The sequence below is a fragment of the Streptomyces sp. NPDC048600 genome, assembly GCF_055587025.1.
Window position 1 is genome coordinate 192764 of record NZ_JBVJGZ010000005.1, and the last position, 24569, is coordinate 217332.

The 24569-nt window shown below is 74.0% G+C and carries 28 protein-coding genes; 12 read left to right on the plus strand and 16 right to left on the minus strand.

Annotated features, from left to right (window positions below; translation table 11 throughout):
• Nucleotides 1-65 precede the first annotated feature (65 nt).
• Nucleotides 66-806, plus strand: a complete 741-nt coding sequence (locus tag ACZ6SQ_RS08920) for a PIG-L deacetylase family protein (protein ID WP_469558256.1) — start codon at nt 66-68, stop codon at nt 804-806.
• A gap of 30 nt (nt 807-836) precedes the next feature.
• Entirely contained in the window at nt 837-1757 is a 921-nt protein-coding gene (locus ACZ6SQ_RS08925) for a sigma-70 family RNA polymerase sigma factor (RefSeq protein ID WP_469558258.1), read from the plus strand.
• A gap of 78 nt (nt 1758-1835) precedes the next feature.
• Here ACZ6SQ_RS08925 and ACZ6SQ_RS08930 read toward each other — a convergent pair whose 3' ends face one another.
• Together ACZ6SQ_RS08930 and ACZ6SQ_RS08935 are read right to left on the minus strand one after the other, a co-directional pair.
• Nucleotides 1836-2036, minus strand: a complete 201-nt coding sequence (locus tag ACZ6SQ_RS08930; protein ID WP_386380035.1) for a DUF5999 family protein — start codon at nt 2034-2036, stop codon at nt 1836-1838.
• A 129-nt stretch (nt 2037-2165) separates the two neighbouring features.
• Nucleotides 2166-3644, minus strand: coding sequence for a cytochrome P450 (locus ACZ6SQ_RS08935; protein ID WP_469558261.1), 1479 nt, complete (start codon nt 3642-3644; stop codon nt 2166-2168).
• Nucleotides 3645-3753: 109 nt separating this feature from the next.
• On the opposite strand from ACZ6SQ_RS08935, the gene ACZ6SQ_RS08940 reads away from it, so the two are divergent.
• Both ACZ6SQ_RS08940 and ACZ6SQ_RS08945 read left to right on the plus strand, forming a co-directional pair.
• The gene (locus ACZ6SQ_RS08940) at nt 3754-4362 is read left to right on the plus strand and encodes a TetR/AcrR family transcriptional regulator (RefSeq protein ID WP_469558264.1); all 609 of its coding nucleotides are present in this window, start codon (nt 3754-3756) and stop codon (nt 4360-4362) included.
• Nucleotides 4363-4746: 384 nt separating this feature from the next.
• Nucleotides 4747-5472: a DUF2470 domain-containing protein gene (locus tag ACZ6SQ_RS08945; protein ID WP_469558266.1), complete on the plus strand. Its 726-nt coding sequence runs from the start codon at nt 4747-4749 to the stop codon at nt 5470-5472.
• Here the strand turns inward: ACZ6SQ_RS08945 and ACZ6SQ_RS08950 are convergent.
• From ACZ6SQ_RS08950 to ACZ6SQ_RS08965, 4 genes are all read right to left on the minus strand, one after another.
• A complete protein-coding gene (locus ACZ6SQ_RS08950; protein ID WP_469558269.1) occupies nt 5440-6660 on the minus strand; it encodes a lactonase family protein in 1221 nt (406 codons plus the stop codon). The genes ACZ6SQ_RS08945 and ACZ6SQ_RS08950 overlap by 33 nt on opposite strands.
• Before the next feature lie 74 nt (nt 6661-6734).
• Nucleotides 6735-7760 carry a hypothetical protein gene (locus tag ACZ6SQ_RS08955; RefSeq protein WP_469558272.1) on the minus strand — a complete coding sequence of 342 codons (1026 nt, stop codon included), beginning with the start codon at nt 7758-7760 and terminating at the stop codon, nt 6735-6737.
• An 86-nt stretch (nt 7761-7846) separates the two neighbouring features.
• Entirely contained in the window at nt 7847-9118 is a 1272-nt protein-coding gene (locus tag ACZ6SQ_RS08960; protein WP_469558274.1) for an FUSC family protein, read from the minus strand.
• A 42-nt stretch (nt 9119-9160) separates the two neighbouring features.
• Nucleotides 9161-9655, minus strand: coding sequence for an FBP domain-containing protein (locus ACZ6SQ_RS08965; RefSeq protein ID WP_469558279.1), 495 nt, complete (start codon nt 9653-9655; stop codon nt 9161-9163).
• A gap of 293 nt (nt 9656-9948) precedes the next feature.
• Between ACZ6SQ_RS08965 and ACZ6SQ_RS08970 the strand changes: the two genes are divergently transcribed.
• Nucleotides 9949-11238 carry an ROK family protein gene (locus tag ACZ6SQ_RS08970; protein WP_469558281.1) on the plus strand — a complete coding sequence of 430 codons (1290 nt, stop codon included), beginning with the start codon at nt 9949-9951 and terminating at the stop codon, nt 11236-11238.
• 99 nt (nt 11239-11337) lie between these two features.
• On the plus strand, nt 11338-11571 hold the full coding sequence (locus ACZ6SQ_RS08975) for a hypothetical protein (RefSeq protein WP_469558284.1): 234 nt from the start codon (nt 11338-11340) through the stop codon (nt 11569-11571).
• A gap of 45 nt (nt 11572-11616) precedes the next feature.
• Here the strand turns inward: ACZ6SQ_RS08975 and ACZ6SQ_RS08980 are convergent, their stop codons facing one another.
• On the minus strand, nt 11617-12645 hold the full coding sequence (locus ACZ6SQ_RS08980; RefSeq protein WP_469558288.1) for an SDR family oxidoreductase: 1029 nt from the start codon (nt 12643-12645) through the stop codon (nt 11617-11619).
• A 173-nt stretch (nt 12646-12818) separates the two neighbouring features.
• On the opposite strand from ACZ6SQ_RS08980, the gene ACZ6SQ_RS08985 reads away from it, so the two are divergent.
• Nucleotides 12819-14441, plus strand: coding sequence for a helix-turn-helix domain-containing protein (locus tag ACZ6SQ_RS08985; RefSeq protein ID WP_469558291.1), 1623 nt, complete (start codon nt 12819-12821; stop codon nt 14439-14441).
• 259 nt (nt 14442-14700) lie between these two features.
• On the opposite strand, the gene ACZ6SQ_RS08990 is transcribed toward ACZ6SQ_RS08985, so the two are convergent.
• On the minus strand, nt 14701-15732 hold the full coding sequence (locus tag ACZ6SQ_RS08990) for a PHP domain-containing protein (RefSeq protein WP_469558293.1): 1032 nt from the start codon (nt 15730-15732) through the stop codon (nt 14701-14703).
• A gap of 173 nt (nt 15733-15905) precedes the next feature.
• Here ACZ6SQ_RS08990 and ACZ6SQ_RS08995 point away from each other — a divergent pair, with 173 nt between their 5' ends.
• Entirely contained in the window at nt 15906-16142 is a 237-nt protein-coding gene (locus ACZ6SQ_RS08995) for a hypothetical protein (RefSeq protein WP_386380048.1), read from the plus strand.
• Here ACZ6SQ_RS08995 and ACZ6SQ_RS09000 read toward each other — a convergent pair.
• From ACZ6SQ_RS09000 to ACZ6SQ_RS09010, 3 genes are all read right to left on the minus strand, one after another.
• Nucleotides 16123-16704, minus strand: a complete 582-nt coding sequence (locus ACZ6SQ_RS09000; protein ID WP_469558296.1) for a VanZ family protein — start codon at nt 16702-16704, stop codon at nt 16123-16125. The two genes, ACZ6SQ_RS08995 and ACZ6SQ_RS09000, sit on opposite strands and share 20 nt — an antisense overlap.
• A gap of 62 nt (nt 16705-16766) precedes the next feature.
• On the minus strand, nt 16767-17444 hold the full coding sequence (locus tag ACZ6SQ_RS09005) for a DUF4230 domain-containing protein (protein WP_469558298.1): 678 nt from the start codon (nt 17442-17444) through the stop codon (nt 16767-16769).
• A 193-nt stretch (nt 17445-17637) separates the two neighbouring features.
• Nucleotides 17638-18018: an anti-sigma factor antagonist gene (locus ACZ6SQ_RS09010; protein WP_469558301.1), complete on the minus strand. Its 381-nt coding sequence runs from the start codon at nt 18016-18018 to the stop codon at nt 17638-17640.
• Nucleotides 18019-18259: 241 nt separating this feature from the next.
• Here ACZ6SQ_RS09010 and ACZ6SQ_RS09015 point away from each other — a divergent pair, with 241 nt between their 5' ends.
• Entirely contained in the window at nt 18260-19114 is an 855-nt protein-coding gene (locus ACZ6SQ_RS09015; RefSeq protein ID WP_469558306.1) for a hypothetical protein, read from the plus strand.
• 31 nt (nt 19115-19145) lie between these two features.
• On the opposite strand, the gene ACZ6SQ_RS09020 is transcribed toward ACZ6SQ_RS09015, so the two are convergent.
• The 3 genes from ACZ6SQ_RS09020 to ACZ6SQ_RS09030 form a co-directional block, all read right to left on the minus strand.
• Nucleotides 19146-19448 carry a DUF4235 domain-containing protein gene (locus ACZ6SQ_RS09020; RefSeq protein WP_469558309.1) on the minus strand — a complete coding sequence of 101 codons (303 nt, stop codon included), beginning with the start codon at nt 19446-19448 and terminating at the stop codon, nt 19146-19148.
• Between the two features lie 73 nt (nt 19449-19521).
• A complete protein-coding gene (locus tag ACZ6SQ_RS09025) occupies nt 19522-20535 on the minus strand; it encodes a glutathione S-transferase family protein (protein WP_469558312.1) in 1014 nt (337 codons plus the stop codon).
• Nucleotides 20536-20780: 245 nt separating this feature from the next.
• The gene (locus ACZ6SQ_RS09030; RefSeq protein ID WP_469558315.1) at nt 20781-21233 is read right to left on the minus strand and encodes a nitroreductase family deazaflavin-dependent oxidoreductase; all 453 of its coding nucleotides are present in this window, start codon (nt 21231-21233) and stop codon (nt 20781-20783) included.
• A 305-nt stretch (nt 21234-21538) separates the two neighbouring features.
• On the opposite strand from ACZ6SQ_RS09030, the gene ACZ6SQ_RS09035 reads away from it, so the two are divergent.
• The gene (locus ACZ6SQ_RS09035) at nt 21539-21985 is read left to right on the plus strand and encodes a nuclear transport factor 2 family protein (RefSeq protein WP_386380056.1); all 447 of its coding nucleotides are present in this window, start codon (nt 21539-21541) and stop codon (nt 21983-21985) included.
• A 9-nt stretch (nt 21986-21994) separates the two neighbouring features.
• On the opposite strand, the gene ACZ6SQ_RS09040 is transcribed toward ACZ6SQ_RS09035, so the two are convergent.
• Together ACZ6SQ_RS09040 and ACZ6SQ_RS09045 are read right to left on the minus strand one after the other, a co-directional pair.
• On the minus strand, nt 21995-22627 hold the full coding sequence (locus tag ACZ6SQ_RS09040) for a LysE family transporter (protein ID WP_469558319.1): 633 nt from the start codon (nt 22625-22627) through the stop codon (nt 21995-21997).
• Nucleotides 22628-22800: 173 nt separating this feature from the next.
• Entirely contained in the window at nt 22801-23355 is a 555-nt protein-coding gene (locus ACZ6SQ_RS09045; RefSeq protein ID WP_469558322.1) for a TetR/AcrR family transcriptional regulator, read from the minus strand.
• Nucleotides 23356-23456: 101 nt separating this feature from the next.
• Here ACZ6SQ_RS09045 and ACZ6SQ_RS09050 point away from each other — a divergent pair, with 101 nt between their 5' ends.
• Together ACZ6SQ_RS09050 and ACZ6SQ_RS09055 are read left to right on the plus strand one after the other, a co-directional pair.
• Nucleotides 23457-23915 (plus strand): nuclear transport factor 2 family protein, encoded by a 459-nt coding sequence (locus tag ACZ6SQ_RS09050; RefSeq protein WP_469558324.1) that lies wholly within the window; start codon nt 23457-23459, stop codon nt 23913-23915.
• A 29-nt stretch (nt 23916-23944) separates the two neighbouring features.
• Nucleotides 23945-24472, plus strand: coding sequence for a flavoprotein (locus ACZ6SQ_RS09055; RefSeq protein ID WP_469558327.1), 528 nt, complete (start codon nt 23945-23947; stop codon nt 24470-24472).
• Nucleotides 24473-24569: the final 97 nt, after the last annotated feature.

A 24569-nucleotide genomic window follows, 5' to 3' on the forward strand; every position in this document is an offset into this window, starting at 1 on the left:
GGCACGCCGCCGCGAACCGGCGGACGCGACGCGGCAGTTCACGCCGCCGGGCTACGCTGCCGGTCATGACAGAGATCGCTCAGCTCCGGCCCCTGCCCGAGGACTGGCAGCGCGCACTGGCGGTGGTGGCCCACCCCGACGACCTCGAGTACGGCTGCTCGGCGGCCATCGCGCAGTGGACCGCCGCCGGCCGCGAGGTCGCCTACGTGCTCGCCACGCGCGGCGAGGCCGGCATCGACGGTCTGGAGCCGGAGAAGTGCGCCCCGCTGCGCGAGCGGGAGCAGCGGGCCAGTGCGGAGGCGGTCGGTGTCCGGGTGGTCGATTTCCTGGACCACAAGGACGGTGTGATCGAGTACGGCACGGCGCTGCGCCGGGACATCGCCGCCGCGGTCCGCCGCCACCGGCCGGAACTGGTGATCACCCTCAACCACCGGGACACCTGGGGCGGCGTCGCCTGGAACACGCCCGACCACGTGGCCGTGGGCCGGGCCGTGCTGGACGCCGCGGCCGACGCGGGCAACCGCTGGATCTTCCCCGAACTGGCCGCCGAGGGCCTGAAGCCCTGGAACGGCGTCCGCTGGGTGGCCGTCGCGGGCTCCAGCACGCCCACCCACGCGGTCGGGGCCACCCCCGAGGGCCTGGAGCACGCGACACGCTCGCTGCTGGCCCACCGCAGCTACATCGAAGCCCTGACGAGCGAGGACCCGGAGACCTACGTGCGGGGCTTCCTCACCGGGAACGCCCAGGCCGTCGCCGAGCGGTTCGGCGGGCGGCCCGCGGTGGCCTTCGAGGTCTTCGCCCGCTGACGGTCATCCGCCGGCAGTCACCGCACAGTCATGATCACGAACGGGGGAACGGGCGTGCACGACGAGAACTCTTCCACGCGGGCGTTCGAGGAACACCGCGGCCATCTGCGGGCGGTGGCGTACCGCATGCTCGGCTCGCTCGCCGAGGCCGAGGACGCCGTCCAGGAGGCCTGGCTGAAGTACAGCGGCGCCGACGTCGGGGAGGTGCGCAACCTCGGCGGCTGGCTGACCACGGTGATCAGCCGGGTCTGCCTCAACCTGCTGCGCTCGCGCACCGCGCGGCGCGAACAGTCCATGGACGAGGCGTTCGTGCCCGACCCCGTGGTGCGCCCCCTGTCGGAGATCGACCCGGAGCAGGAGGTGCTCCAGGCCGACGCGGTGGGGCTCGCCCTGCTGGTGGTGCTGGAGACCCTGGAACCCGCCGAGCGCCTGACGTTCGTGCTGCACGACCTGTTCGCCGTGCCGTTCGACGAGATCGCGCCCGTGGTGGAGCGCAGTACGGACGCCACCCGGCAGCTCGCCAGCCGGGCCCGGCGGCGGGTGCGCGGCGCGACCCCGTCGGCCGACCCGGACCTCGGGCGGCAGCGCAAGGTGCTCGACGCCTTCCTCGCGGCGGCCCGTGAGGGCGACTTCGACGCGCTGGTCGCCGTGCTCGACCCGGACATCGTGCTGCGCGCGGACTCCGGTCCGCTGCTCGGCGGCGCCGCCGCGTCCAAGGTGGTCCGCGGTGCCCGCCCGGTCGCCGAACAGGCCATCACCTTCCGGCAGTTCGTGCCCTACGGCCGGCTCGTGCTGGTCAACGACGGGATCGGGGTGGCGAACCTGGTCGACGGTCGGGTGCAGTCGGTCATGGGGGTCACGGTCGCCGGGGGCCGGATCACCGGGATGTACATCCTGGCCGACCCCGAGCGGCTCGCCCGGCTGCACCCGGCCGCGCTCGGCGCGGACTGACCGCCCCCGGCGCCATCGATCCGGGCCGGCCGCCCCGGCCCGCCGCCCCGCCCCGGACCGGGGCGGGCCGGGGACGTCTCAGGCGGCCGCGGCCATCGCTCCGGGAGCGCGGTGCGGATCCACCACCCTTCCGTCCGGCAGGAGTTCACCGGTGTCGTCGAAGACGATCGTCCCGTTGCACAGCAGGCTCCAGCCCTGCTCGGGACGGGCCGTGACGACGGCCGCGCCGTCATGACGAGGGCTGTCGGCGGTGGGGCACTGCGGCTGGTGGCTGCACATGACGTCTCTCCTCGACCCGTGGTCTTCCCGCGTCGGCTCGGCTGCCGGGGCCCGTCGGACGGGCCCTTCCCACAGTCCTAGCCGACGTTGTTTTCGTCCGGATGAGGAGACCCCCACAAGGCCTGGAACTCAGCGGTGAGTTCGCGCTCCGGCGGGCTCGCGTCCGGCCGCCGGGGCCCCGCGCCGCCGCAGCCGCATCCGCAGCCCCTCCGGCATCAGGGTCAGCCGCTCCGCCACCCGCAGCCGGTACGCCGGGTCGGGCTCCAACTCGTAGCGGCGCAGCAGCAGTCCGAGCACCAGCGTGGCCTCGTGCAGCGCGAACTGCCGCCCGATGCAGGCCCGCGCGCCCGTGCCGAACGGCTTGAAGGCGTGCGGCGGCCGGGCCCGTACGGCGGCCGCGTCGAAGCGGTCCGGGTCGAAGCGCTCGGGTTCCGGGCCCCACACCTCGGGGTCGCGGTGCAGCGAGGCGATCAGGACCAGCGCCCAGGCGCCCCGCCGCATCGGGTGCGTCCCGGCGAGCACGGTGTCCTCCCGTGCCTCGCGGGCGAACGCGGGCGCCGTCGGCCACAGCCGCAGCGACTCGTCCAGCACCCTTCGTACATAACGGAGTTTGGCCACCTGCTCGTATCCCGGGGTGTCCGCGTCGCCCCACACCCGGTCGACCTCGGCGCGGGCGCGGGCGGCGGCCTCGGGATGCAGGGCCAGATAGTGCAGGGCGAAGGAGAGCGCGCCGGAGGTGGTCTCGTGGCCCGCCACCAGGAAGGTGATCACCTGGCGGCGGACGTTCTCCGCGGACAGCTTCTCGCCGGTCTCCGGGTGGGCGGTGCGCAGCATCAGGTCCAGCAGATCGCCGCCGCCGGTCTCGCCCGAGGCGCGCCGCTCCGCGACGAGCCGGTCGACCGTGCGCTCCATGTAGGCGATGTCGGCCGTGTTCTGCCGCGAGGCCCGCCGCAGCAGCAGCGCCGAGGGCACGGTGTTGAGCCGCTGGGCGTAGCTGAGCGTGCCGATCATGGCGCTGACGAAGGGGTGCGGGCGGTCGCGTTCGAAGGAGCCGAAGTCATGGCCGAAGCCGGTGCGGGCGATCGTCTCCAGCGTCAGCTTGGTCATGTCCCCGGGGACGTCCACGGACCGGCCGGCGCCGGCCGCGGTGTCCCAGTGGTCGGTCAGCCGCCCGGCCACGTCCAGCATCATCGGGTGGTAGCCCGCCATCGCCTCCCGGCTGAAACCGGGCGCCAGCACGTCGTGCGCCAACTGCCAGTTGGGCTCGTGGTTGTACGCCGTGAACAGCCCGTCCCCTGCGACCGGCCGCAGATTGGCGATGCCGAGGCCCACGTGCTTGGCGAACCGCGACTCGTCCGCCAGGTCGGCGACCAGGTCCGCGCCCCACACGAACACGAACTCCCGGCCGAAGATCCGCCGCCGGAAGACCGGCCCCAGCTCACGGGCGTAGCGCAGCGAGTCCTGGACCGGGGTGTGCCGGCTGGCGCCGATCACATCGCCCAGCAGCGGCAGCCGGCGCGGCGGGTGCGGGATGCGGTGCAGCTGCGGCCAGCCGTGCTCGGCGCTGCGGAATCCGCTCGGCAGCCCGTCCGGTGTCGTCTCCGCCATGACGTGATCTCCCTTGACCCACCGACGCGTTGGGCCGGTGTTGTACGTGGGTTCAACAACGGCCACAGTCTCGGCCCCTTGTTGAATCCGCGTCAAGTAGAGTGCGCGCATGGCCGCGAACCAGGGTGGGCGCACACGCCGTCGGCTCAGCACCGAGGAGCGCCGTGAGCAGCTGCTGTCGGTCGGTGCGAAGCTGTTCTCGGAGAGTCCGTTCGACGAGGTGTGGATCGAGCAGGTCGCCGAGATCGCCGGTGTCTCCCGGGGGTTGCTGTACCACTACTTCCCGACCAAAAGGGACTTCTTCGCGGCTGTCGTGGAGCGCGAGAGCGAACGCATGCTCCGGATGACCGAGGCGGTGCCCGGTGTCCCCGTGCGCGGGCAGCTGAAAGCGGGTCTGGACGTCCTGCTGGAGTACGTGGAGACCCATGCCCACGGCTTCCGCGCCTTCCACCGCGCGGAGGCGGCCGGCGACCAGGCCGTACGCCGTGTCTACCGGCGAGCCCTCGCCGCGCAGGAGCGGCAGATCCTCGCCGCCCTGGCCGCCGACCCCGAGTTCGGGCCCGGCTTCGCCGGCCGCCCCGACCTGCCGCTCGCGGTGCGCGGCTGGCTCGCCTTCCTCACGGCCGTCTGTCTGGAGTGGCTGCGCGGCTCGGAGCTGACCCGGGAACAGGTGCGCGACCTGTGCGCGCGGGCACTGCTGGGAGTCGTGGGCGACTGAGCCGCCGCGGTGGCCGCCGGATGGCGGTCCGCCGGGCGGCGCGGTCCGCCGGGGCTGCTGTCGGCGGCGGTTTCGCAGCGGGCGCGGGTGCGGGTTGTCGTGGGCTGGTCGCGCAGTTCCCCGCGCCCCCGGGAAGGGCGGCGCCCACTGCCCAGGGTGATCCTGCTCGGCGCGGTGGGCGCCCGGGCGGCGCGGTCCGCCGGGCCTGCTGTCGGCGCGAGGTCGACGGCGGTTCGCGGCGGGTGCGGGTTGTCGTGGGCTGGTCGCGCGGTTCCTCGCGCCCCCGGGAGGGGCGGCGCCCACTGCCCCGGGTGACCCCTGCTTGGCGGCGGCCGTGATCTCCGATAGGTTAGGTGAGCCTTACCTAATAAGGAGGATGTACGGATGGGTGACAGCCCCACCTGGACGGCCGTGCCCGGCGCGGCGGAGCAGGCCCGGTCGGTGCTCGCCGCGGCCTGGTCCTGCGCGGTGACCGCGGACGGCGGCCGTGAGGAGCTCGTCGGCGCGCACACCGTCGGCGAGGACGGCCGGGTACACCTCCAGGTCCCCGAGGACAGCGCGCTGCTCAGGGCCGCGATCTTCGCCCCGCGGGGCGAGCCGTCCGCCGTGCTGGAGTTCGCCGACGTGGCCCCCGTCCCGCTGCGCAACCGCATCCGGGCCCGGCTCTGGATCGCCGGCTGGTTCGCCGCCGAGGGCGAGGGCCTCGCGCTGCGCCCCACCCGCGTGGTGCTGCGCCGCCCGTCCGGGGCGGAACTGGTCGACCTCGAAGAGTTCACCGCCGCCGCGCCCGACCCGCTGGCCCTCGCCGAGGCACAGCTGCTCACCCACCTCGCCGACGCCCACCCCGACGCCGTCGAGCGGCTCACCCGGCTCGTGGAACCCGACAGCCTGCACGGCGCCGTCCGGGTCCGCCCTCTCGCCGTAGACCGGCACGGCCTCACCCTGCGCATCGAACGCGCCCGCGCCCACGGCGACGTACGCCTGCCGTTCCATGCCCCCGCCGACACCGTCGCCCAGCTCACCGAGCGGGTCCATGTGCTGCTCGGACAGGCCGCTGCCGCCGCCTGCCCCCGCGCCCTACAGCGGCAGCGCGCAGACCGCGACCGGTGACGCGGACGGCCGCCCCGCGAGCCGCAGTCCGCCGCTCGCCGCGTCCACCCGGAACACGCTCACCGTGGACGACCGCTGGTTCGCCGTGAACAGCAGCCGCCCGTCCGGCGACAGGGCGAGATGCCGCGGGAAGTCCCCGCCCACCGGCACCGTGTCCAGCAGCCTGAGCCGGGCCCCCGCCTCCTCGACGGCGTAGCGGGTCACGCTGTTGTGGCCGCGGTTGGCGAGATAGGCGAAGGCGCCGTCCGCCGTGACCGCGAACTGCGCCGGATAGTTCGTGCCCGCCCCCGTCGCCGTGGGCTGCGGATCGCCCACGGTCAGCCGCCCGTTCGCCCCGTCCCAGGCGCAGACGGCCACGGTGTTGTCGGCCTCGTTGGCCAGATAGGCGTACGCGCCGCCGGGATGGAAGGTCAGATGGCGCGGGCCGGCCCCGGCCCTGGTGCGCGCCCGGCCGATCTCCTCCAGGGTGCCCCTGCGCGGATCGAGGCGGTAGCTGTAGACCGTGTCCGTGCCGAGGTCCACGGCCAGGACCGTCGACGGGTCGGGCCCGGTCACGAACTGGTGCGCGTGCGGGCCCTGCTGCCCGGGGCCGGGCGCGGGACGGGAGTGCGTGACGACGTCCGTGCGCTCACCGATCGCGCCCGAGGCCTCGATCGGATGTACGGCCACACTGCCCGACGCGTAGTTCGCGCTCAGCAGCCAGTGCCCGTCCGGATGCACCGACACCTGGCACGGCCCCGCCCCACCCGTGCCGCGGCTGCCCAGCACCTTGCGGTCGGCGAGCCGTACGGCCATCACGGCGCCGTCCTCGCGCTCGCTCACCGCGTACAGCGTCCGCCCGTCCGGATGCACGGCGAGATACGACGGGTCGGCGACCTCCGAGAGCAGGCCGACCGGACCGACCCGGCCGGTCTCCGGGTCGTACGAGGCCAGGCCGACACCTCGGCCGCCGCCCTCGGCCGAGGTGTACGTGCCGAGATACAACGGGCGGGGGCCGGACGCCCCGGACTCCGGCGACGACGGACGGGGCGAGGGCGTACGGCCCGGCTGCGAGCCGGCCGGGGGCGGGCTCGCGGACGGTGCGCCCGCGGGCGGCGACCCGGTCCCGCACGCGGTGAGCGGCAGGGCCGCCGCGGCGGCCGCCACGAAACGCCGCCTGCTCCAGCTCCCGGCCCTGCTGCTGCCCATGCCCGCACCCCGCCCGTCTCGGAAGGTGACAGCCACCTTGGCCTGCCGGGCGCCCCGGGGCAAAACCGGGTCCGTCACCAGTCGCCGTCCCGCACCGGCTGCCCGGGGGCGTCGCCCAGTTGCTTCACCTGGTGAGGGGCGGGCGGCTGCCAGGGTTCGTGGTCTTCGCCCAGCCAGTCCCCGACCGGCTTGACCGCGGCGAGTGTGTCGGTGGGCGCCAGGTCGTCGGCCTCGTCGTCGTAGTAGTCGAACCAGGGCAGTCCCGCGCGCGTGTAGGCGGCCCGGTCCACGGGAGAGGGAGGAGGCTGCTCACCGGTGATGCGGCGCCACTCCGGAGGCGTCACCAGATGCACGAAGACCCGGCCCGAGGCCTCGGCGTCCCAGTCCGTCGCCGGACGGTCGTCGCGGTAGACCTCCTGCCGCATCGACCCGCCCACGCCGAGGCCCATCGCCGCGCTCCGCGGCCGGGCCCCCGCGGGGGCGGGCGCCGCGCCCGGGGCGGGCGGCGGGAAGGAACCGGCCGCGCCGTACCCCGGCGAGGCGAGCGCAGGCCGCTGTGCCAGGAGCCGCTGCTGTTCCCGCCAGGCGGCCGCCGCCTCCTCGGTCAGCGGGAACGACCGCAGCTGCACCCCGCCCCACGACTCCTCACCGGTGACCTGCCCCTCCACGGTCGCCCCCAGCCCCAGCGGTACGGCCACGAACTGGCGGACCGTGCCCTTGCCGGAGTTGATGCCGTCCAGCCAGGGCTGGCGCGGCAGCACGAGGTAGTTCTGCGGGTCCCGCCGCAGCCGGTCGCTCCAGGGCTTGCCGGACACCGCGCAGACCTTGCCCACCCCGACCTGGAGCGCGGCCGGCCCGGTGGTCCCGGCGAAGCTCAGCCACATCGCCTCGCGCAGATACACCGGCAGCATCACACCGCCGCGCGCGAGCCACTCGGCGGGCGCGGTGTCCGGGTAGTCGGTGACGCGGCGCAGCGGGAACTCGCCGATCCCCGGGGGCAGCGGATGCGTGCCCTTCTCGGGCAGCCGCAGGGTACGGAAGAACCGCACCGCCACTCCGCCAGGCAGCCGTAGTGTGTTCCCGTCGATCCGCACGCTCATGTGCGCCCCCTCCTGTGCCGGAACCCCGGCCCGCGAGCCCGGTTCATGGGCCCGGTCCGTCCGTGCGGGACGGCCGGGCACGTTCCTCAGGAAGAACGCCTGCCGCCCGTCGCCCGGTTCCGCCGCAGCCTGCCCAGCCACTTCCGCCGCAGCAGGCGCCTGCGCTCGCGCAGCGAGGCCAGCCAGGGCATGCGCTCCCGCTGCTCGGTCGCGCAGCGGTCGAGTTCCTCCAGCAGCCGGCGCGAGCGGTGCTCGGTGTCCATCTCGTCGAGGATGCGGTTGACCTCGGTGAGCACGGCCCCGCGCAGCTGCCATTGCTCGGCGTCCTCGCGCACGTCCTCCAGCAGCAGCGCCGCAAGCTTGTCGCGGGTGGTGCCGGCCTGGCGCAGTTCGGCGGTGAGCCGGGCCTCGGCGGACTCGGCGCTCACGCTCACATGGGTGGTGACCAGCACCGCGAAGCTGACCACCGCGTCGGCGATCTCGGACAGCAGCTGCTCCAGGACGGCTCCGGTCTCCTCCCGGAACAGCGGCTCGGGCTCGCGCTCCTTGGCGAGGTCGGTGAGCGTGCGGGCCAGCACCCGCAGCACGACCGTGCAGATCTCCAGCGTGTCCAGCCCGGTGCGCAGCACGATCCGGTACAGCAGCCCCTCGCGCACGCGCGGGTTCAGCCGCAGGCTGTCCTCGGCCTGCCGCAGGGCCGCGTCCACCCCGACGATGTCGTGGTCCAGCCGCCGCGCCTCGTGCAGCCGGGCCGCCGCGCGGGCGTGCGGGGTGCGGCCGGAGGCCTCCTCGCCGATGCGCAGCATCAGCTGCCTCACCCGGCGGGCCAGGCCCTCGATGGACTCGCCCGCCTCGCCCACCCACACCGGTGGCGGCAGCAGCACATTGACGGCCATCCCCACCACCGCGCCGATCAGTGTCTCCAGGACCCGCGCCCAGGCGGTGTCCCCGACCGCGGTGACGCCCAGCACCAGCATGGCGCTGATCGCCACCTCCGGGACGTACTCGTCGACCCGGACCAGATGTCCCACGGCCAGCGAGGCCACGATCAGCAGCGCCAGGCTCCACCACGTCAGCCCCACCAGGAGGCTGAACGCGATGGCCACCAGCACGCCCGCGACCACGGAGTTCACCCGGCGGATGCCGTTGGTGAGGGTGGCGTAGAGGGTGACCTGGACGACCAGGAGCGCGGTGAGGGGCGCGGTGAGCGGGGGCGCGTCCTCGGGGCTCAGATGCAGGGCGATGACGTAGGCGATCGTCGCGGCGGCGGTCGACCGCACCGCCTGCACGACCAAGGGTTCATTGTGCCGCCTCGCCATGCGCACGAGGGGCTCGGGCAACTCACGTACCACGCGCATCCTTGTGGCTGTTCCCCGTCGGGCCGCCTCACGAACGCCCCCTCAGGTGTACAGCTTGTCCAAGAAAGCGGAGAGATGTCCGGCGGTACGGGCGATCTGCTCCTCCACCGTCAGGCTCTCCTGGAAGCGGCCGCCGGGCTGGGGTGCCTTCTTGCCCCGGACGTAGAGCGAGCACGCGAGATCGGTGCACATGTACAGCCCGACCGAGTTGCCCTCGCGGCCCGCCGTGCCCGCCTTGCGCGCGGTCATCAGGGACACGCCGCCGCCCGGGTGGGTGGTCAGGCACAGCGAGCACATGCTGCGGTGCAGGAATCCGTGCCGGGAGGGCGGGTGGCGCAGCGCGACGCCGGTCGGCCGTCCCTCCCGCTCGGTCACCAGATAGCTCCGGTCCGGCGCCCCCGGGTCCCGCCAGCCGAGGAAGTCCAGGTCGTCCCAGGGGCGCTCGTCGAGGTCGCGCGGCACCGCGAGACGCTTCGCCTCGCCCTTGGAGCAGTTGACGAACGAGTCGCGGATGTCGTGCTCGGTGAGTGCCCTCATGGCGGCCGCCTCCAGAAACCTAAAGCTTTTAGGAACAGACCTAGGGTAGGCAGCCGGGGCGGCACGGTCCAACCGAATTCGCCGCGAGGCCCGGGCCGTCCGTGCGGGCCGCCCATCGGCGCGCGATACCCTCGCCCGGTTCGTGACGCCCATGGGCGCGCGGACGGCGCGAGCCGGCGTTCCGGAGTCCGGAGCGCGCTTCGCTCAGTACGTGAATTAAGGGCCGGTGGATATCGCGTCCAGCCCGGTCACAGAGGTATGTTGCAGGTCGGGCAGGGGGCGAAGGGAGCCACATGGCGGGGCGGAACGGGCGTACGGTACGCGATCTGAGGCGGGCCAACCGCACGGCCGTACTGCAACGGCTCTACTTCGACGGACCGCTCAGCCGCTTCGAGCTAGGCCCGGCCACCGGACTGAGCTCCGGCTCGGTCAGCAACGTCGTCGCCGACCTGGTGGCCGACGGTCTGGTCGAGGAGGCCGGCAGCGTCGACTCCGACGGCGGCCGCCCGCGCACCCTGCTGCGCGTGGCCCCCGGCAGCGGCCACATGATCGGCGTGGACGTCGGCGAGACCCGGGTGCGCGTCGAGCTGTTCGACCTCACCCTCACCGAACTGGCCCGCACCGAGCGCCCGCTGGTTCCCCAGCACTACGACGCCGACGTGGTCGCCGGGCACATCCGCGACGGCATCGACGAGGTCCTCACCGCCGCCGGCATCGACGCCGACCGGCTCCTCGGCGTCGGCATCGGCGTCCCCGGCATCGTCGAGCACACGTCCGCGCGGGGCGCCGTCGTGCACGGCCAGACCATCGGCTGGAACGCCGTCCCGCTGGAAGCGCTGCTGCGCGAGGGCTGGCGCCTGCCCGACTCCGTCCCGTTCTTCATCGACAACGGCGCCCGCACCCTCGGCCAGGCCGAGATGTGGTTCGGCGGCGGCCGCGGCGCCCGCAACGCCGTCGTCGTCCTCTTCGGCTCCGGCGTCGGCGCCTGCATCGTCACCCCCGAGGTGGAGCACGGCCGGGCCGTCGAATGGGGCCATCTGACCGTGCGGGTCCGCGGCCGCCGCTGCCGCTGCGGCGCGCTCGGCTGCCTGGAGGCCTACGCCGGCGCCGAGTCCCTCCTCGAACGCTGGCGCGAGGCGGGCGGGCAGCCGCCCGAGGGCACCGACGAGGAGACCGCCCTCACCGCCATGCTCGCCGTCGGCTACCCCGAGGCCGGCGCCGAGCCCGACCCGGTCGCCCTCGCCGTGCTGGAGGAGACCGCCGAGTACCTCGGCGCCGGACTGTCCGACCTGATCAACCTCTTCCAGCCCGAGCGCATCCTCATCGGCGGCTGGGCGGGCCTCCAGCTCGGCCCGCACATCCTCCCCGCGGTACGCCGGCACGCCGTCTCCTACGCCCTGCGCCACCCGGCCGAGAAGGTCACCGTCGAACTCGGCCGCCTCGGCCCGGACGCGGTCACCGTCGGCGCCGCGATCCTGCCCCTGGCCGACTTCTTCGCCCGCGGCGGCCGCCGCCAGGAGCCCACCCCCGAGGAGCCCGCACCGGCCTGGCGCGCGGCCCTGGAGGAGCGTGCCCTGCACTGAGCCGCCCCCGGAGTTTCGCCCGGCGCGCGTCGCGGTACCCGCGAGAGCGCGCCGGGGAGACACGCACTCCGGGCGCACTCCGGGCGAAAGGAGCAGGTCATGGACGACCACCGGGACGAGACGCCGGGCGGCGACGGCACGCCCACACCCCGGGACATGCCGGACCAGGAGGCCGGGCACCGGGACCGCTGGAACGCTCCCGTCGATCCCGACGACCCGGGCGCGGACGACGACGTGCCCGACACGGACGAGGCCGGCACGGGCCGCCGCGGCGGCCCGCACAGCGCGGGCACCCACCCGGACCAGCCGGTCCCCGACGAGCCGTCGGGGTAGCGGCCGCCGGTCCCGGGACCGAGGTGGGGCGGACCGGCCGGGCCCTCACCCCACCTTGCGTCCCCGCAACGGCTCCGTGTCCGCCCCCGCCCCCTGCCGCAGCCCCTCGAGGAACTCCTCGACCGCCTCGGTGGCCGAGCGCCTCGGCTCCCAGCCCAGCTCGGTCCGCGCGCGCGTGCAGTCCATCAGCGGCAGCCGCAGCACCGCGTCGAACAGATGCGGCGAGGCGGGCAGCAGCCGGATGCCCCAGGCCGCCGCCATCGCCGTCCGTACGGCCGTCGGCGAGATCCGCACCGTGCGGGTGCCCGTCATCTCGCCCAGCAGCACCGCGTCCACGGCCGGCTCCGCCGCCAGGTTGAACGCCCCGCGCACATCGAGGTGCACCGCCAGCCGGTAGGCCTCGGCCGCGTCGTCGGTGTGCAGCGCCTGGACCCGCAGCCCGGGGATGTCGGGCAGGAACGGCAGCAGCCCCGGGCGGGCCAGCGGACCCGGCAGCAGCCGACCGCCGAAGATGCGCCGCTGCTCGCTCGCCGCCTCCCGCTTGAACAGGAAGGCCGGCCGCATCCGCACGACCCGCACCTCGGGACGTTCCCGCTCGAACGCGTCCAGCGCCCGCTCCAGATACGCCTTCTCCCGGCAGTACGCGGCGCCCGGCCACCCGTGCGTCGGCCACGACTCGTCGACCACGAGGTTCTGCGCCCCCGGCGAGTACGCGCCGACCGACGAGGCGTGCACCAGCACCGGCACCCGCGCCGCCGCCACCGCGTCGAACACCCGGATCGACCCCAGGACGTTGGTCCGCCAGGTGGCCGCCGGGTCGTGCGTCGGCTGGAAGGCCCAGGCCAGATGGATCACCGCGGAGGCGCCCGCGAACTCCCCGGCCAGATCCGCCCCCTCGTCCGCGACGTCCACCGCCGACCACTCGGTCTTCGCGGGCGACCAGGCGGGACGCCGCCGGGCGAGCCCGCGGACCGACCCGATGCGCGGATCCTCCGAGAGCAGTCTCACCACACTCGTACCGGCGTTCCCGGTCGCCCCGGTGACGACGATCCTGCTGCCCGCTGTGCCGCTCACTGTCGGCTCCTCTCGGCCGTTCGCTCTGGACGGGCCGACCGAGTACCCGGCGGCGGCGCCGTGAACGCGCCAGTGGGTAGGGTGCGTGGCGTGGCACGGAACTTGGGAGCACGGGTGAGAACGTCGGCCGCCGCCCCGGCACGGACGAGGCGCCTGACGCGGGCGGTGACCCGATGACCGGCTTCGACGCGATCGACGCGCTGCTGGCCAACGCCCGCCAGGAGGTACCGCTGCCCCCGGCCGGCGAACGCCGTCCGCTGCGCGAGGGCCTGAACGTCTCCCGCGCCCAGCTGGCCGAGGCCCTCGGCGTCAGCCCGTCCACGGTCGCCGGCTGGGAGACGGGACGTGACCCGGGCGGGGAGGTGCGCGAGAGGTACGCGTACTTCCTCGAGGGGGCCCGTACGAAGCTCGCGGAGCGGTCCCGCGCGGCCACGGCGGCGCCGACGGCCGAGGACACCGGCGAGTCCGACGCCGATCTGTCCGAGGGTGAGGCGGCAGGGCAAGGCCGGGCGCCCGCGACGCGGCCCCAGGACGCCGACGGCCCGGACGACGCCGCGGACGACGTGGAGGCCCTCTCCGCCCCCCGCCCCTGTGTGCTGTGCGGCGCCCCCGCCCGTCACCAGGTCGCCGGATTCCCGCAGCACCTCGACCCCGCCGACTGCGGTACGGCCCCGGCGCCGCCCCGGCCCGCCCAGGAGCAGGCCCCCGCCGCACCGGCCGCCCCGCAGCCGGGCCCCGTCGCCCCGGAGCGCCCCCGGGCGTCCGGCCGGGCGCAGCCGAAGTCCGTCCGGCTCGTGCCCGTCGGCCGCCGGATGCGTACCGCGGCCGACGACGGGCCCGACCTCGTGGGCGAGGCCGTGACCGCGGCGCTGGCCAAGCACGGCGGCGACCTGGAGGCGGCGACGGCGGCCCTGGTCAAGCGGGCCATCCCGGACGCGATGGCGCTGCTGGACGAGACCCGCAAGGGCGGCCGCTACGACGTCGTGGCCCACCCCTGGATCCCGGAGATCCTGCGCAAGCAGACCACGCGCGGCGCGGACCAGATCTGGGAGGCCCGCCCCAAGTGGGCCCGCCCGGCGCTGCCGCCCGGGGCGCACGAGGTGACGGCGCTCGACGTCAACGGCGCCTATCTGTCGGCGCTGAAGACGCATCTGCCGATCGGCCAGCTGGAGCACTCCACCGGCTTCGAGCACGACCGCCGCCGGGCGGGCGTCCATCTGATCACCCCGCCCGCCTGGGAGCACGGCGAGGACCTGCCGAACCCCATCGGCAACCGTGACGAGCCGGGCCCGCTGTGGGTCACCGAGCCCACCCTGAGGCTGCTGCTGCGGCTGTCCGGGCCGAAGTACGGGCTGTGCGACCCGCCGGAGATCCACGAGTCGTTCACCTCGGGCGCCACCGAGAACCTCCTGGAGAAGTTCCGGGTCGCCCTGAAGGACGCCCGCGACCGGGCCATCGCCGAGGACGACGAGGTGACGCTGGAGTACGTCAAGGCGATGTACTCGAAGTTCGTCTCGACCATGGGCGAGTCCCACTACAACCGGGAGCTGTACCGCCCGGACTGGATGCACATCGTCCGCTCCCAGGCCTTCGCCAACCTCTGGATGAAGGCGTACAAGGCGCACGAGGAGGGCCTGCTCGTGGTCCGCGCGATGGGCACCGACGAGCTGCACCTGGTCGGCGACTGGCGGCGGGTCTTCCCGGAGGGCCGGGGGGTGTCCGAGGTGAAGATCAAGGACGTCTACACCGTCGGCGAGGACGTCGATCCCGCGGCGGCGGGCGATCCGGAGAGCTGACCGAGGCTTCGGCCACCGGGGGCGTGAACGATCCGGACCGCTCGCCGGGGCAGTAAAGAGCCCCGGCCGCGACGGGGGAATCACGGCCGGGGCGGCTCTGTCGTGGGCACGGACGGCGGTCGCCTCTCGGCGAGGGCTCCACAGGGCTTCAGCCGGACGATCTTCCCTGTGGGCTGTAGAGGTGAGGCCCGGGGACACTGTCCCGTCCGCACCCACGGTCAGTTCAACGGGCAACCACCCCGGAGTGTTCCGCCGAATGTCACCGTTTGGCGTGAGGTGCGTCACCTCGTGCCCATGTGAGAAGTCTATCCGCTGACCAGGTGGTGACCACCCGCTCGGCGGGAACCCCGCACTCCGCGGCCCGCGCGCAGCCGAAGATCTGCCAGTCCAGCTGGCCCGGCGCGTGCGCGTCGGTGTCGACCGAGAACAGCGTGCCCGCCGCCACGGCCCGGCGCAGCAGCCGGCGCGGCGGGTCCAGCCGCTCGGGCCTGCTGTTGATCTCGACGGCCGTTCCGGACTCGGCGCAGGCGGCGAACACCTCGTCCGCGTCGAACTGCGACTCCGGGCGGCCCCGCTCGGTGATCAGCCGCCCGGTGCAGTGCCCGAGGATGTCCGCGTGCGGATTCCGTACGGCCCGCACCATGCGGCGGGTCATCGCGCGGGCGTCCATGCGCAGCTTGGAGTGCACCGAGACGACGACCACGTCGAGCCTGGCCAGCAGCTCAGGCTCCTGGTCCAGGGAGCCGTCGTCGAGGATGTCGCACTCGATGCCGGTGAGCAGCCGGAAGGGTGCCCAGGTCTCGTTCAGCGCGGCCACCGTGTCCAGTTGCTCGCGCAGCCGCTCGGCGGACAGGCCGCGGGCCACCGTGAGCCGGGGCGAGTGGTCGGTGAGCACGGCCCACTCGTGGCCGAGCGCGGCGGCGGCCCGGCCCATCTCCTCGATCGGGCTGCCGCCGTCCGACCAGTCGGAGTGCAGATGGCAGTCGCCGCGCAGGAGCGCCCGCAGTTCCTCGCCGCCCTCGCGGGGTGCCGCGGGGACGACCTCCGACTCCAGCTTGGTGAGGTACTCGGGCACCTGTCCGGCCAGTGCCTCCCGCACCACCTGGGCGGTTTTGGGGCCGATGCCCTTGAGCGACTCCAGGGTGCCCGCCTCGGTCCGCCGCCGTACCTCCGGCGGGCCCAGTTCGCGCAAGGTCCGCGCGGCGGTGCGGAAGGCGCGGGCCCGGTAGGCGGGCGCGAGCGAGCGCTCCAGCAGCAGGGCGATCTGCTCCAGTGCCTGGACGGGTTCCATGCCCACCTCCCCCTCCAGGGTTGCCCGCCGCACGGCACCCCGCACGACGGTCCGCCGGAACGCGGCGCCCGCGGCACGGTCCGCCGTCGATCCCGCCTCCGCCGAAGCGCCGATCCCGGCTCTCGCACACCCGATCCAGTCATATCGGCCGATTCCGCTCTACGCTCTATGGCATGACCGAAATCGCGAGCCCGCACATCTCCCGTCCGCGGATCATGGTGCTCGGCGTCCAGCCGGGTACCCCTCCGTTCCGGATCGTGGAGATCGACGGAGAGGTCGTCGGTGAGGCGAAGGCCGTCACCGACGTGCTGCAGGCGGCCGCCGCCTGGGGCATCACGGTCCACGACCTGGACGACCCGGACGTGGTCCGCTGGGTGGGCGGCGACAAGTTCACCTGGAGGCTCCACTAGGGCGGGCGTCCCCGGACGCCTTGGCGGCGGAGCCCGGCCGCTGGTCCGGTGTCCGGTGCCGTCGCGCGTGCACGGCCCGGCCCAGCCGGCGCCCGAGCAGCACATGGCCGAGCAGCGCGCCCGTGGTGTTCAGCAGGACGTCGTCGATGTCGAAGACCCGCCCGGTGACCAGAGCGCCCTGCGTCAGCTCGACCAGCAGCATGACCGTCGCGGTGAGCAGCAGCACGCGCAGCATCCGGTGCCGGCGGGGCTCGAGGACCGGCACGAGGATCCCGAACGGGACCCCGAGCAGCAGGTTCCCGCCGATCTGCCGGACCGCGTCCACCGGGTCCGGGCCGTCGAGGTAGGCGCGCAGCGAACTGCCCGGCCGGACGTTGCTGTGGGTCAGTGCCTCCGAGGCGGGTGAGGGGTCCAGGGTGAGCCGGGCCAGGACGACCGCGAAGGCCACCATGCAGGCGAAGGCGAGCAGCATGGCCAGCAGCCGGACCGGGAGCGGCAGGCCCTCACGGGCGGCGGGGCGGGAACGGGCCCGCGGGCGTGCGGGCGGCAGGACACGGACCATGGGTTCCTCCACTCTCGACTGCGGTGCGGTGCGGGGCTGTTGCGCGCGGGCCGTCCGGGGGGTCAGCTTCCTGCCTTCGAGGTGCCGTAGGTGACGCGGACCTCGGTGAAGCCGAGCGAGCGCAGCAGGCCCGAGAGCATGTCGGTGGTGTTCCGCTCGGCCCGCGTGGTCAGTTCGCTCTCCTTCGCCGCGTCCGCGATGTGCCGTACGGCGAGCTGCTGCACGGCCTGTTCGCCGTTGGGGTTGTCGGAGAACAGATCGCCCAGCCGGTCCAGCAGGCCCCGCTGCTTGGAGACGGCGTAGGAGCGGTCGGGGTCGAGCGCGGGCGTGCCGAGGGCGGCGTGGGGCAGCCGCAGGGTGGCCGAGGTGCGGTCCTCGTCCACCGTGATGTCGTCCTCGCCGACCATGCCGAGGTCGACGTACGCGTCGACGCTGCCGGCCCCCACGTACAGGGTGCGGGTGCCGCGGACCGCGTCGGGCAGGTACTTCGCGTCCTTCTCCAGGTCGACCACCACCTGGAAGGAGCCGGAGGCGGCGTCGTAGCGGCTGATGTCCTTGATCGACTCCAGCAGGACGGGACCGGAGCGGTCGCGGGTCTCGGTGCCGAAGACGTCCCTCAGCCCCGGCAGCGCGCTCAGGGCGAGTCCGGCGGCCAGCAGCATCAGTACCAGGAGCACGGCGGCGGCCGCCCAGACCCCGCCGGACAGGCGGCGGGGCAGGCGTGCGCGAGTCGTCGTCACGGGGGTCCTCCTTCGTCCGGTGCAGTCCGTCTGCCCGTCAACGGGCTTTCCAGACCGACCAGTTGAAGCAAGAAGGAGGCGTGCTCCGTGCGCCCCCGGCACGGCCGCACCTGGCGCGGGGCCCCGAGCGGTGTCTCAAGTGGCGTCCACGGCAAGGGCTGTACGAGATCTCACACCGGTCGCGCGGTACGGCTCACCATGAACCCGTCGCGGTCTCGGGCTGTTCCAGGACGGCGTCCAGGGTCGGCCGCGGCGGCAGCAGCAGGCTCATCCCCGTGACCCGCAGGACCCGCAGGGTCAGTGGATGTGTGCACACCAGGTGCACCTGCCCGCCGCCCTCCAGTACGCGGGATCTCGCACGGGCGAGCAGCCGCAGCCCGGAGCAGTCGAAGAACTCCACCCGTCCGAGGTCGAGTACGACCCGTGCGCCGGGCCGCGCAGTGGCGGCGTCCAGATGCGGCAGGATCTCCGCCGTCGCGGCGATGTCGATCTCGCCGCGGAACTCCAGGACCGTGTGTCCGCGGTCCGACCGGAGGCGAAGATGCCGGGTGATCGGCGGGGGATCGTGCTGCACGACGACTTCGCCTCCAACGCGGACCGGGCCCAATTCCGTTCTCTGCTCTGCAAGTTACCCTCGAACACCCGATCTGCAGCATGTTCGGTTGACATATGTCGTCGAATCGCGACCGAGATCGTCCCCGGCGTCCGTTCGTGGTGCGGCGTCCGTGCGGCCGTGACGGGAACGTGATCGAACGGTTCGGGCCACTGCCACGTCGTAGGAGGGACACGACGGCGTCGGACAGAGGGGGAGCGCCATGCGCGGGGGGATTCTGATGGCGGGTGCGGCACTTGCGGCCACGGTGACGCTGACGGGCTGCGATGCCGGGGGCGAGGACCTGGTGATCACCGGCACCGCACCGGCCACGCCCTATCGCGGCCCGCTGCACGTACCGGCGCAGGAGGTGGACGAGGACGTGTACGGACCCGAGGCGGCCCGGATCCTGTCGGGGGCGGCCGGGCGCGCCCTGGAGTGCACGGGGGAGATCTACTCCGGAGACGGCAGGGGTTCGTGGAGCGAGGGCGACGGCGGGGAGACACCGGAGGAGGGCCTGGAGACGTTCTTCGACATCGAACAGCCGGACCTTCCGCGCACCGGCTACCGCGTGGAGCGCGAGGAGCGGGGCCGGGTGCTGTTCTCCCTGGACGTCGACGGCCGCACCAAGGTCGCCGTCGTGGTTGCCGAGGACCGTGCGGGCGCCCCCGGCTGGGGCCCCGAGGCCAGTGCGTCCTGCGACCCTTCGGAACTGCCCGACAGCTTCGTGGCCGACCAGCCCTACGACCTGTGGACCGATGCGAACGGCGACCGGCTGCCGTACACGCGCGTCCACAGCTACCGGGGGGCGGAGCACTGCGACTGGCAGGACGCCGACTTCATCGCCCTCGGTGACGCCTCCTACGGCCGCGACCCGGAGGGCGTGCTGCCCGAGGGCGCGCTGACCTCCGTCTACGACGGCGACGCCCGGCTGCCCGAGGGCGCCCGCGACACCGGTTACCGCCAGGGGGACCGCGCCCTGTGGCGCACGCCGGACGACCCGTCCCGCGTCTACGTCCGTGACGACGGCCGCGTCCAGGCCTGGCCGCGCGTCAGGGACGACTTCGGCTGCAAGTGACGGACCCGGCGGTCCCCGGCCCGTCCGGGCCTCAGGCCCGCCCCTCCTTGGCGGCGGCGGGCCAGGTGCCCGTCGAGCGTTCGATGGCCTTCGCGCCGCCGCGGTCCACGGCGCTGCGGACCGCGGCGAAGATGGCACCCTGGAGCGCGGCCGCGAAGAGGATCTCGCCCCAGCCGCGGTCGCGGTCGAGCGCGTCGGGGGCGTCGTCCTCGTGCCGCAGCGCTCGCCAGGTCCGGCGGAAGGCCAGACCGGACAGGGCACCGCCCGCCCAGCCGAGGGCGAAGCCGATCGGCTTGTAGACGAGCGGCAGCTTCTGCTTCTTCTTCCTGGCCACGGAGGACTCCTTCGGAATGGTCGGGCGACGGGATGGTGGGGCGGCTGGGCGGCCGGGCGGCCGGCGATCGGCCTCAGGGCCGGCCGGCCGCCGGCACCGCCTCCGCGGACGGGACCGGGCCGGGCGGTGTGCCGTCGCCGAAGGGGCGTCCTCCCAGGATCTCGCGGTGGTGCGGGGCCGACCAGCCGGAGCTGTCCGGGCCCAGGGGGACGAGCTGGGTCGGGTTGATACCGGTGTGGACCTGGTAGTAGTGGCGCTTGATGTGGTCGAAGTCGACGGTGTCGCCGAAGCCGGGCGTCTGGAAGAGGTCGCGGGCGTACGCCCACAGCACCGGGTTCTCCGTCAGCTTCCAGCGGTTGCACTTGAAGTGGCCGTGGTAGGCGGCGTCGAACCGGACCAGCGTGGTGAACAGCCGGATGTCCGCCTCGGTGAGGGTGCCGCCCACGAGGTAGCGCTGCCCCTCCAGCCGTTCCGCGAGCAGTTCGAGGCGCCGGAAGACAACGGCGCACGCCGCCTCGTACTTCTCCTGCCCGGTGGCGAAACCGGCCTTGTACACACCGTTGTTGACGTCCTCGTAGACGCCCGCCATCACCTCGTCGATCTCCTCCCGCCGCCGCCCGGGATACAGGTCGGGGGCGCCGTCCCGGTGCAGGGCCGTCCACTCCGTGGCGAGGTCGAGGGTGATGCGCTGGTAGTCGTTGGTCACCAGCCGTCCGCTGGGCACGTCCACGATCGCCGGGACGCTCACCCCGCCCGGATGGCCGGGCTCCCGGCGGTCGTACGCCTCGCTCAGGTAGCGGATGCCGAGCACCGGATCGCGGTCGTCCGGGTCCAGGGTGAAGCGCCAGCTGCGGTCGTCCTGGAGCGGATCGGCGACCGCCAGCGACAGGGCGTGCTCCAGGCCCAGCAGCCGCCGCGAGATCAGGGCGCGGCTCGCCCACGGGCACGCACGGCTCACCACCAGCCGATACCGTCCGGCCTCCACCGGCCAGCCGTCCCGGCCGTCCGCCGTGATCCGGTCCGTGAAATGGCTCCTCGACCGCTGGAACGGCTTCCTGCCGTACCCGCTGTTGCCGCTGTCGTTCATGCCGGCCAACCTCCCCACCGCGCGGCTTCCGCTTCCGGGTACCCCGATTCCGGCGGCGGAACGGATCTTCCTCGACGTGGTCGCGACGTGACCGGCCGGCAGGCCCGGGAGGCATGGGGAAGCCCCGCCGCGACGGGGGAGCGCGGCGGGGCCCGAAGGTCGCATGCCCGGGTCGCGCGCGTTCATGCGCCCGGGGTGCCGAATTTCCGCGAGGTCGGCGCGATCCCGGCGGTGATCCGGCGTGATCAGTGGTGTCCGTCGACCGGTTCCAGCACGAAGACGGGGATCTCACGGTCCGTCTTCTGCTGGTAGGAGGCGTACGGCGGGAACGCCGCGACCGCGCGCTCCCACCACTCGGCCTTCTCCGCGCCGAACACCTCGCGGGCCTTCATGTCCTGCTGGACGGGACCGTCCCGGAGCACGACGCGGGGGTCGGCCTTGACGTTGAAGTACCAGACGGGGTGCTTGGGGGCGCCGCCGAGCGAGGCGACGGCGGCGTAACGGCCCTCGTGCTCGACCCGCATCAGCGGCGTCTTGCGGATCCTGCCGCTGCGGGCGCCGAGGCTGGTGAGGAGGACGACCGGGCGCCGGGTGCCCCGCAGGGTCGTGCCCTCGGTGCCGCCCGAACTCTCGTACAACTCCACCTGATCGCGGACCCACTTGGTCGGGCTGGGCTCGTACTCGCCCTCGAGAGGCATGGCAACTCCGTCCGGTCGTCATGTGCGAGTGTCCTGCCGCGAGCGGCCTGCAGAGCCGGACTCGCACCGTGCTGCAACAGCGGTCCGCTCCGGATTCATCCCGAGCGCGGTGCTGCGACAGCGGCCCGCGAGGGTTTCGTCCCGCCGCGCGCGCCCGTCCCGGCAGCGGGATCCGGCCACCGCCGCGGGCCCGCGAGGGCGTTGCCGGGCGGCGTGAATGCCTCACGCCTGATCGCGCCCGTACGGCCCGTCGGGCACAGTCGTGATCACCGCGTGCGAGACCTGCCCAAGGAGAGCGAACGCCCATGAGCGCCACCCCCGGCCCGACGACCCGCTCCGTCGTCGAGGAACTGCTGCGCCGCATCGGCCAGGGCGACCCGGACCGTATCGCCGAGCTGTACGCCGACCGCGTGGACTGGCGCCTGAACTGGCCCGAGGACGAGCACGGCCGGGCCACGACGCCCTGGATCAGGCCCCGTTCGACGCGCACGGACGCGGGCGCCCACTACCGGGAGCTGACCGAGCACCATGTCGCGGAGCGGGCGGCCACACGCGTCGAGCGCATCCTGGTGGACGGCGCCGACGCGGTGGTCGTGGGCGAGATCCGGCAGACCGCCAAGGCCACGGGACGTCCCTATCGCGCCAGATTCGCCCTGCATCTCACCGTCGAGAACGGTCTGGTCGTACGCCACCACGTCTACGAGGACTCCCTCGCCGTGCTGCGGGCCTTCGCCGTCACCGGCGCCGAGTAGGCGGCGGGCTCACCCCGGCGCGAGCACCGTCCGGACCGCCAGCGCCGTCATCACCCCGCTCGACACCAGGGCCGTTATCAGCCGCCCCCGGTGTCCTGTCAGGGCCCGGCCGAGCAGGGCGCCACCGCCCGCGAGCAGGAGCTGCCAGCTCGCGGACGCGGCGAAGGCGGCGAGCACGAAGGCGGTGCGCTCCACGGTCCCCGTCCCGCCGGTGCCCCCCGCGCCCAGCACCAGGGCGGCGAAGTAGATCACCGTGGTGGGGTTGAGCAGGGTGATGCCCAGGAGACCCAGGTACGCCCGCCCCGGGCTCGGCGGGGGCGGCTCGGAGCGGGTCGCCGCGCGGTGGCCGCGGTGGCGGCGCAGCGCCGCGATCGCGCCCAGCGCGGCGAGGGCGAGCAGGACCAGGACCGAGAGCCAGCGCAGGGGTTCCAGGAACGGGCGCAGCAGGGCGGCCAGCGCGGAGCCGCCGAGTACGGCGGTGAGCGCGTACAGGCCGTCGGCCGAGGCGACGCCGAGTGCGGCGGCGGCGCCGGTGCGCAGGGTGGTGCGGGCGGTGAGGGAGACGAGGTAGGTGCCCACCGCGCCGACCGGGATCGCGATGCCGTAGCCCGCGACGAGGCCGGCCAGCAGCACGGTGGTCATGAGCGGGGCGGGGTCGGTCCCTCCGGGGGGACGGTCCGCTGTCGGGTCCGCGGGGTGTGGGCGGTGGCGTGCGACGCGGGCGGCAGGTGGGGTGTGGTGGTCATGGCGGGATCCTGCGGCGCGGGGCGGCGTGGGAGCAAGGGGTTATCGCGGGTGCGGATCGCCGGTCTGACCTAGAGCGTTGCCCGCAGCAGGGCCCGGGCCGCTTCCCGGGCCTCCCGGGCCGGGGTCGGCCGGCCGGTGATGTTGGCCGTGACCATGGCGCCCTCCGCGAGGAGGAAGAGGGGGGCCACCAGGGTGGTGGGGTGGTGCGTGGCCTTCACCAGGGCGGCCAGGTAGTCGCGGAACGCCTGTTTGTGGGCGCGGACCTGGTCGGCGACCGGGCGGGAGGTCGGGCCGAGTTCGCCGTAGGAGTTGATCCAGGCGCAGCCGCGGAAGTCCGGCTCGGCGAACCACAGTTCCAGCCAGTCGTAGACGGCGAGCAGGCGGCGCTCGGGGTCCTCGTGCCGGTCGACATGCGCGGCGAGGCGGCCGCGCCAGCGCTCGTCGCGGCGTTCGAGGTAGGCCACGACCAGGAGTTCCTTGGCCGGGAAGAGCTGGTACAGCCGTTTGAGCGAGACACCCGAGGCGCCCCGGAGGTCGTCCATGCCGACCGCCTGCACACCCTGCCCGTAGAACAGCGTCTCGGCGGCGTCCAGGGCCTTCTCCCGGGCGGTGGCGCTGTCCATCGACGATCACTCCTTGACGTGAGAACGAGCGTTCTCCTACGGTATCAGCCACTGGGAGAACGTTCGTTCTCCTGTTCGCTGTCCGACCTCCGGAGGACGCCATGACCGCCCGCCCGCCCCTGCCGCCCTTCACCCGCGAGACCGCCGCCCGGAAGGTGCAGGCCGCCGAGGACGCCTGGAACACCCGTGACCCGCACCAGGTCGCGCTCGCCTACTCCGAGGACTCCGTCTGGCGCAACCGCGACACCTTCCTCACCGGCCGCGCCGAGATCGTCGCGTTCCTCACCGCCAAGTGGGCGCGCGAGCGGCGGTACGCGCTGCGCAAGGACCTGTGGGCCTTCGACGGCGACCGCATCGCCGTGCGCTTCCAGTACGAGTCGCAGGACGCCGAGGGCCGCTGGTGGCGTTCGTACGGCAACGAGTTGTGGGAGTTCGACGAGCAGGGCCTGATGAGGCGGCGCGAGGCCTCCATCGACGACGTACCGATCGAGGAGCACGAGCGCCGCATCCACGGTCCGCGCCCCGAGGCCGATCGCGGTGTGTCCTTCCCGCTCAAGTGACCTGTCCGGGCTGCCAGTAGGGTGCCCGGATGACCGAACAGGCCGCAGATCCCTTCCTCTACGTCGTCGTGTGCGCCGCCGGAGTCGCGTCCGGGGTCGGTGAACTCGTCGCCGCGGCACGGCACAAGGGCTGGGAGGTCGGTGTCCTCGCCACCCCCGTCGCGATGAACGGCTTCTTCGACACGGCCGCCCTCGAGACGCTCACCGGCCGTCCCCTCCGCTCGGCCTGGCGGACACCCGGCGAGCCGCGCCCGTTCCCGGCGCCGGACGCGGTCGTCGTGGCACCGGCGACCTTCAACACCGTCAACAAGTGGGCGGCCGGCATATCCGACACCCTCGTCCTCGGCACCCTCAACGAGGCCTGCGGACTGGGCGTGCCGATCGCGGTCCTGCCGTGCGTGGCCGACGCCCTGGCCGCGCATCCCGCCTACCGGGAGAGCCTGACACGCCTGCGCGGCATGGGAGTCCGCTTCGGCGAGTCCCGGTCCGGGGAGTCCGCCGTCGGGCCCGGCTTCGGCTGGGAGCGGGCGCTGGACCTCCTCGACGCGGCTCCCTAGGGCCGGGGGGGGGGGGGGGGGGGGGGGGGGGGGGGGGGGGGGGGGGGGGGGCGGGGGGGGGGGAGCAGCAAGGAGGCGGCGGTGTGTGGGGGGTTTT

Bases quoted from the DNA above. Each gene is read 5' to 3' on its own strand.
- ACZ6SQ_RS08940 (WP_469558264.1), top strand. From the start codon at position 3,754: ATGGCCGCGAACCAGGGTGGGCGCACACGCCGTCGGCTCAGCACCGAG.
- ACZ6SQ_RS08990 (WP_469558293.1), bottom strand. From the start codon at position 15,732: ATGGAACCCGTCCAGGCACTGGAGCAGATCGCCCTGCTGCTGGAGCGC.
- ACZ6SQ_RS09015 (WP_469558306.1), top strand. From the start codon at position 18,260: ATGCGCGGGGGGATTCTGATGGCGGGTGCGGCACTTGCGGCCACGGTG.
- ACZ6SQ_RS08960 (WP_469558274.1), bottom strand. From the start codon at position 9,118: ATGCGCGTGGTACGTGAGTTGCCCGAGCCCCTCGTGCGCATGGCGAGG.
- ACZ6SQ_RS09045 (WP_469558322.1), bottom strand. From the start codon at position 23,355: ATGGACAGCGCCACCGCCCGGGAGAAGGCCCTGGACGCCGCCGAGACG.
- ACZ6SQ_RS08975 (WP_469558284.1), top strand. From the start codon at position 11,338: ATGGACGACCACCGGGACGAGACGCCGGGCGGCGACGGCACGCCCACA.
- ACZ6SQ_RS09055 (WP_469558327.1), top strand. From the start codon at position 23,945: ATGACCGAACAGGCCGCAGATCCCTTCCTCTACGTCGTCGTGTGCGCC.
- ACZ6SQ_RS08995 (WP_386380048.1), top strand. From the start codon at position 15,906: ATGACCGAAATCGCGAGCCCGCACATCTCCCGTCCGCGGATCATGGTG.
- ACZ6SQ_RS09035 (WP_386380056.1), top strand. From the start codon at position 21,539: ATGAGCGCCACCCCCGGCCCGACGACCCGCTCCGTCGTCGAGGAACTG.
- ACZ6SQ_RS08950 (WP_469558269.1), bottom strand. From the start codon at position 6,660: ATGGGCAGCAGCAGGGCCGGGAGCTGGAGCAGGCGGCGTTTCGTGGCG.
- ACZ6SQ_RS09040 (WP_469558319.1), bottom strand. From the start codon at position 22,627: ATGACCACCGTGCTGCTGGCCGGCCTCGTCGCGGGCTACGGCATCGCG.
- ACZ6SQ_RS08985 (WP_469558291.1), top strand. From the start codon at position 12,819: ATGACCGGCTTCGACGCGATCGACGCGCTGCTGGCCAACGCCCGCCAG.
- ACZ6SQ_RS08920 (WP_469558256.1), top strand. From the start codon at position 66: ATGACAGAGATCGCTCAGCTCCGGCCCCTGCCCGAGGACTGGCAGCGC.
- ACZ6SQ_RS08925 (WP_469558258.1), top strand. From the start codon at position 837: ATGATCACGAACGGGGGAACGGGCGTGCACGACGAGAACTCTTCCACG.
- ACZ6SQ_RS08955 (WP_469558272.1), bottom strand. From the start codon at position 7,760: ATGAGCGTGCGGATCGACGGGAACACACTACGGCTGCCTGGCGGAGTG.
- ACZ6SQ_RS09030 (WP_469558315.1), bottom strand. From the start codon at position 21,233: ATGCCTCTCGAGGGCGAGTACGAGCCCAGCCCGACCAAGTGGGTCCGC.
- ACZ6SQ_RS09050 (WP_469558324.1), top strand. From the start codon at position 23,457: ATGACCGCCCGCCCGCCCCTGCCGCCCTTCACCCGCGAGACCGCCGCC.
- ACZ6SQ_RS08945 (WP_469558266.1), top strand. From the start codon at position 4,747: ATGGGTGACAGCCCCACCTGGACGGCCGTGCCCGGCGCGGCGGAGCAG.
- ACZ6SQ_RS08965 (WP_469558279.1), bottom strand. From the start codon at position 9,655: ATGAGGGCACTCACCGAGCACGACATCCGCGACTCGTTCGTCAACTGC.
- ACZ6SQ_RS08970 (WP_469558281.1), top strand. From the start codon at position 9,949: ATGGCGGGGCGGAACGGGCGTACGGTACGCGATCTGAGGCGGGCCAAC.
- ACZ6SQ_RS08935 (WP_469558261.1), bottom strand. From the start codon at position 3,644: ATGGCGGAGACGACACCGGACGGGCTGCCGAGCGGATTCCGCAGCGCC.
- ACZ6SQ_RS09025 (WP_469558312.1), bottom strand. From the start codon at position 20,535: ATGAACGACAGCGGCAACAGCGGGTACGGCAGGAAGCCGTTCCAGCGG.
- ACZ6SQ_RS09000 (WP_469558296.1), bottom strand. From the start codon at position 16,704: ATGGTCCGTGTCCTGCCGCCCGCACGCCCGCGGGCCCGTTCCCGCCCC.
- ACZ6SQ_RS08930 (WP_386380035.1), bottom strand. From the start codon at position 2,036: ATGTGCAGCCACCAGCCGCAGTGCCCCACCGCCGACAGCCCTCGTCAT.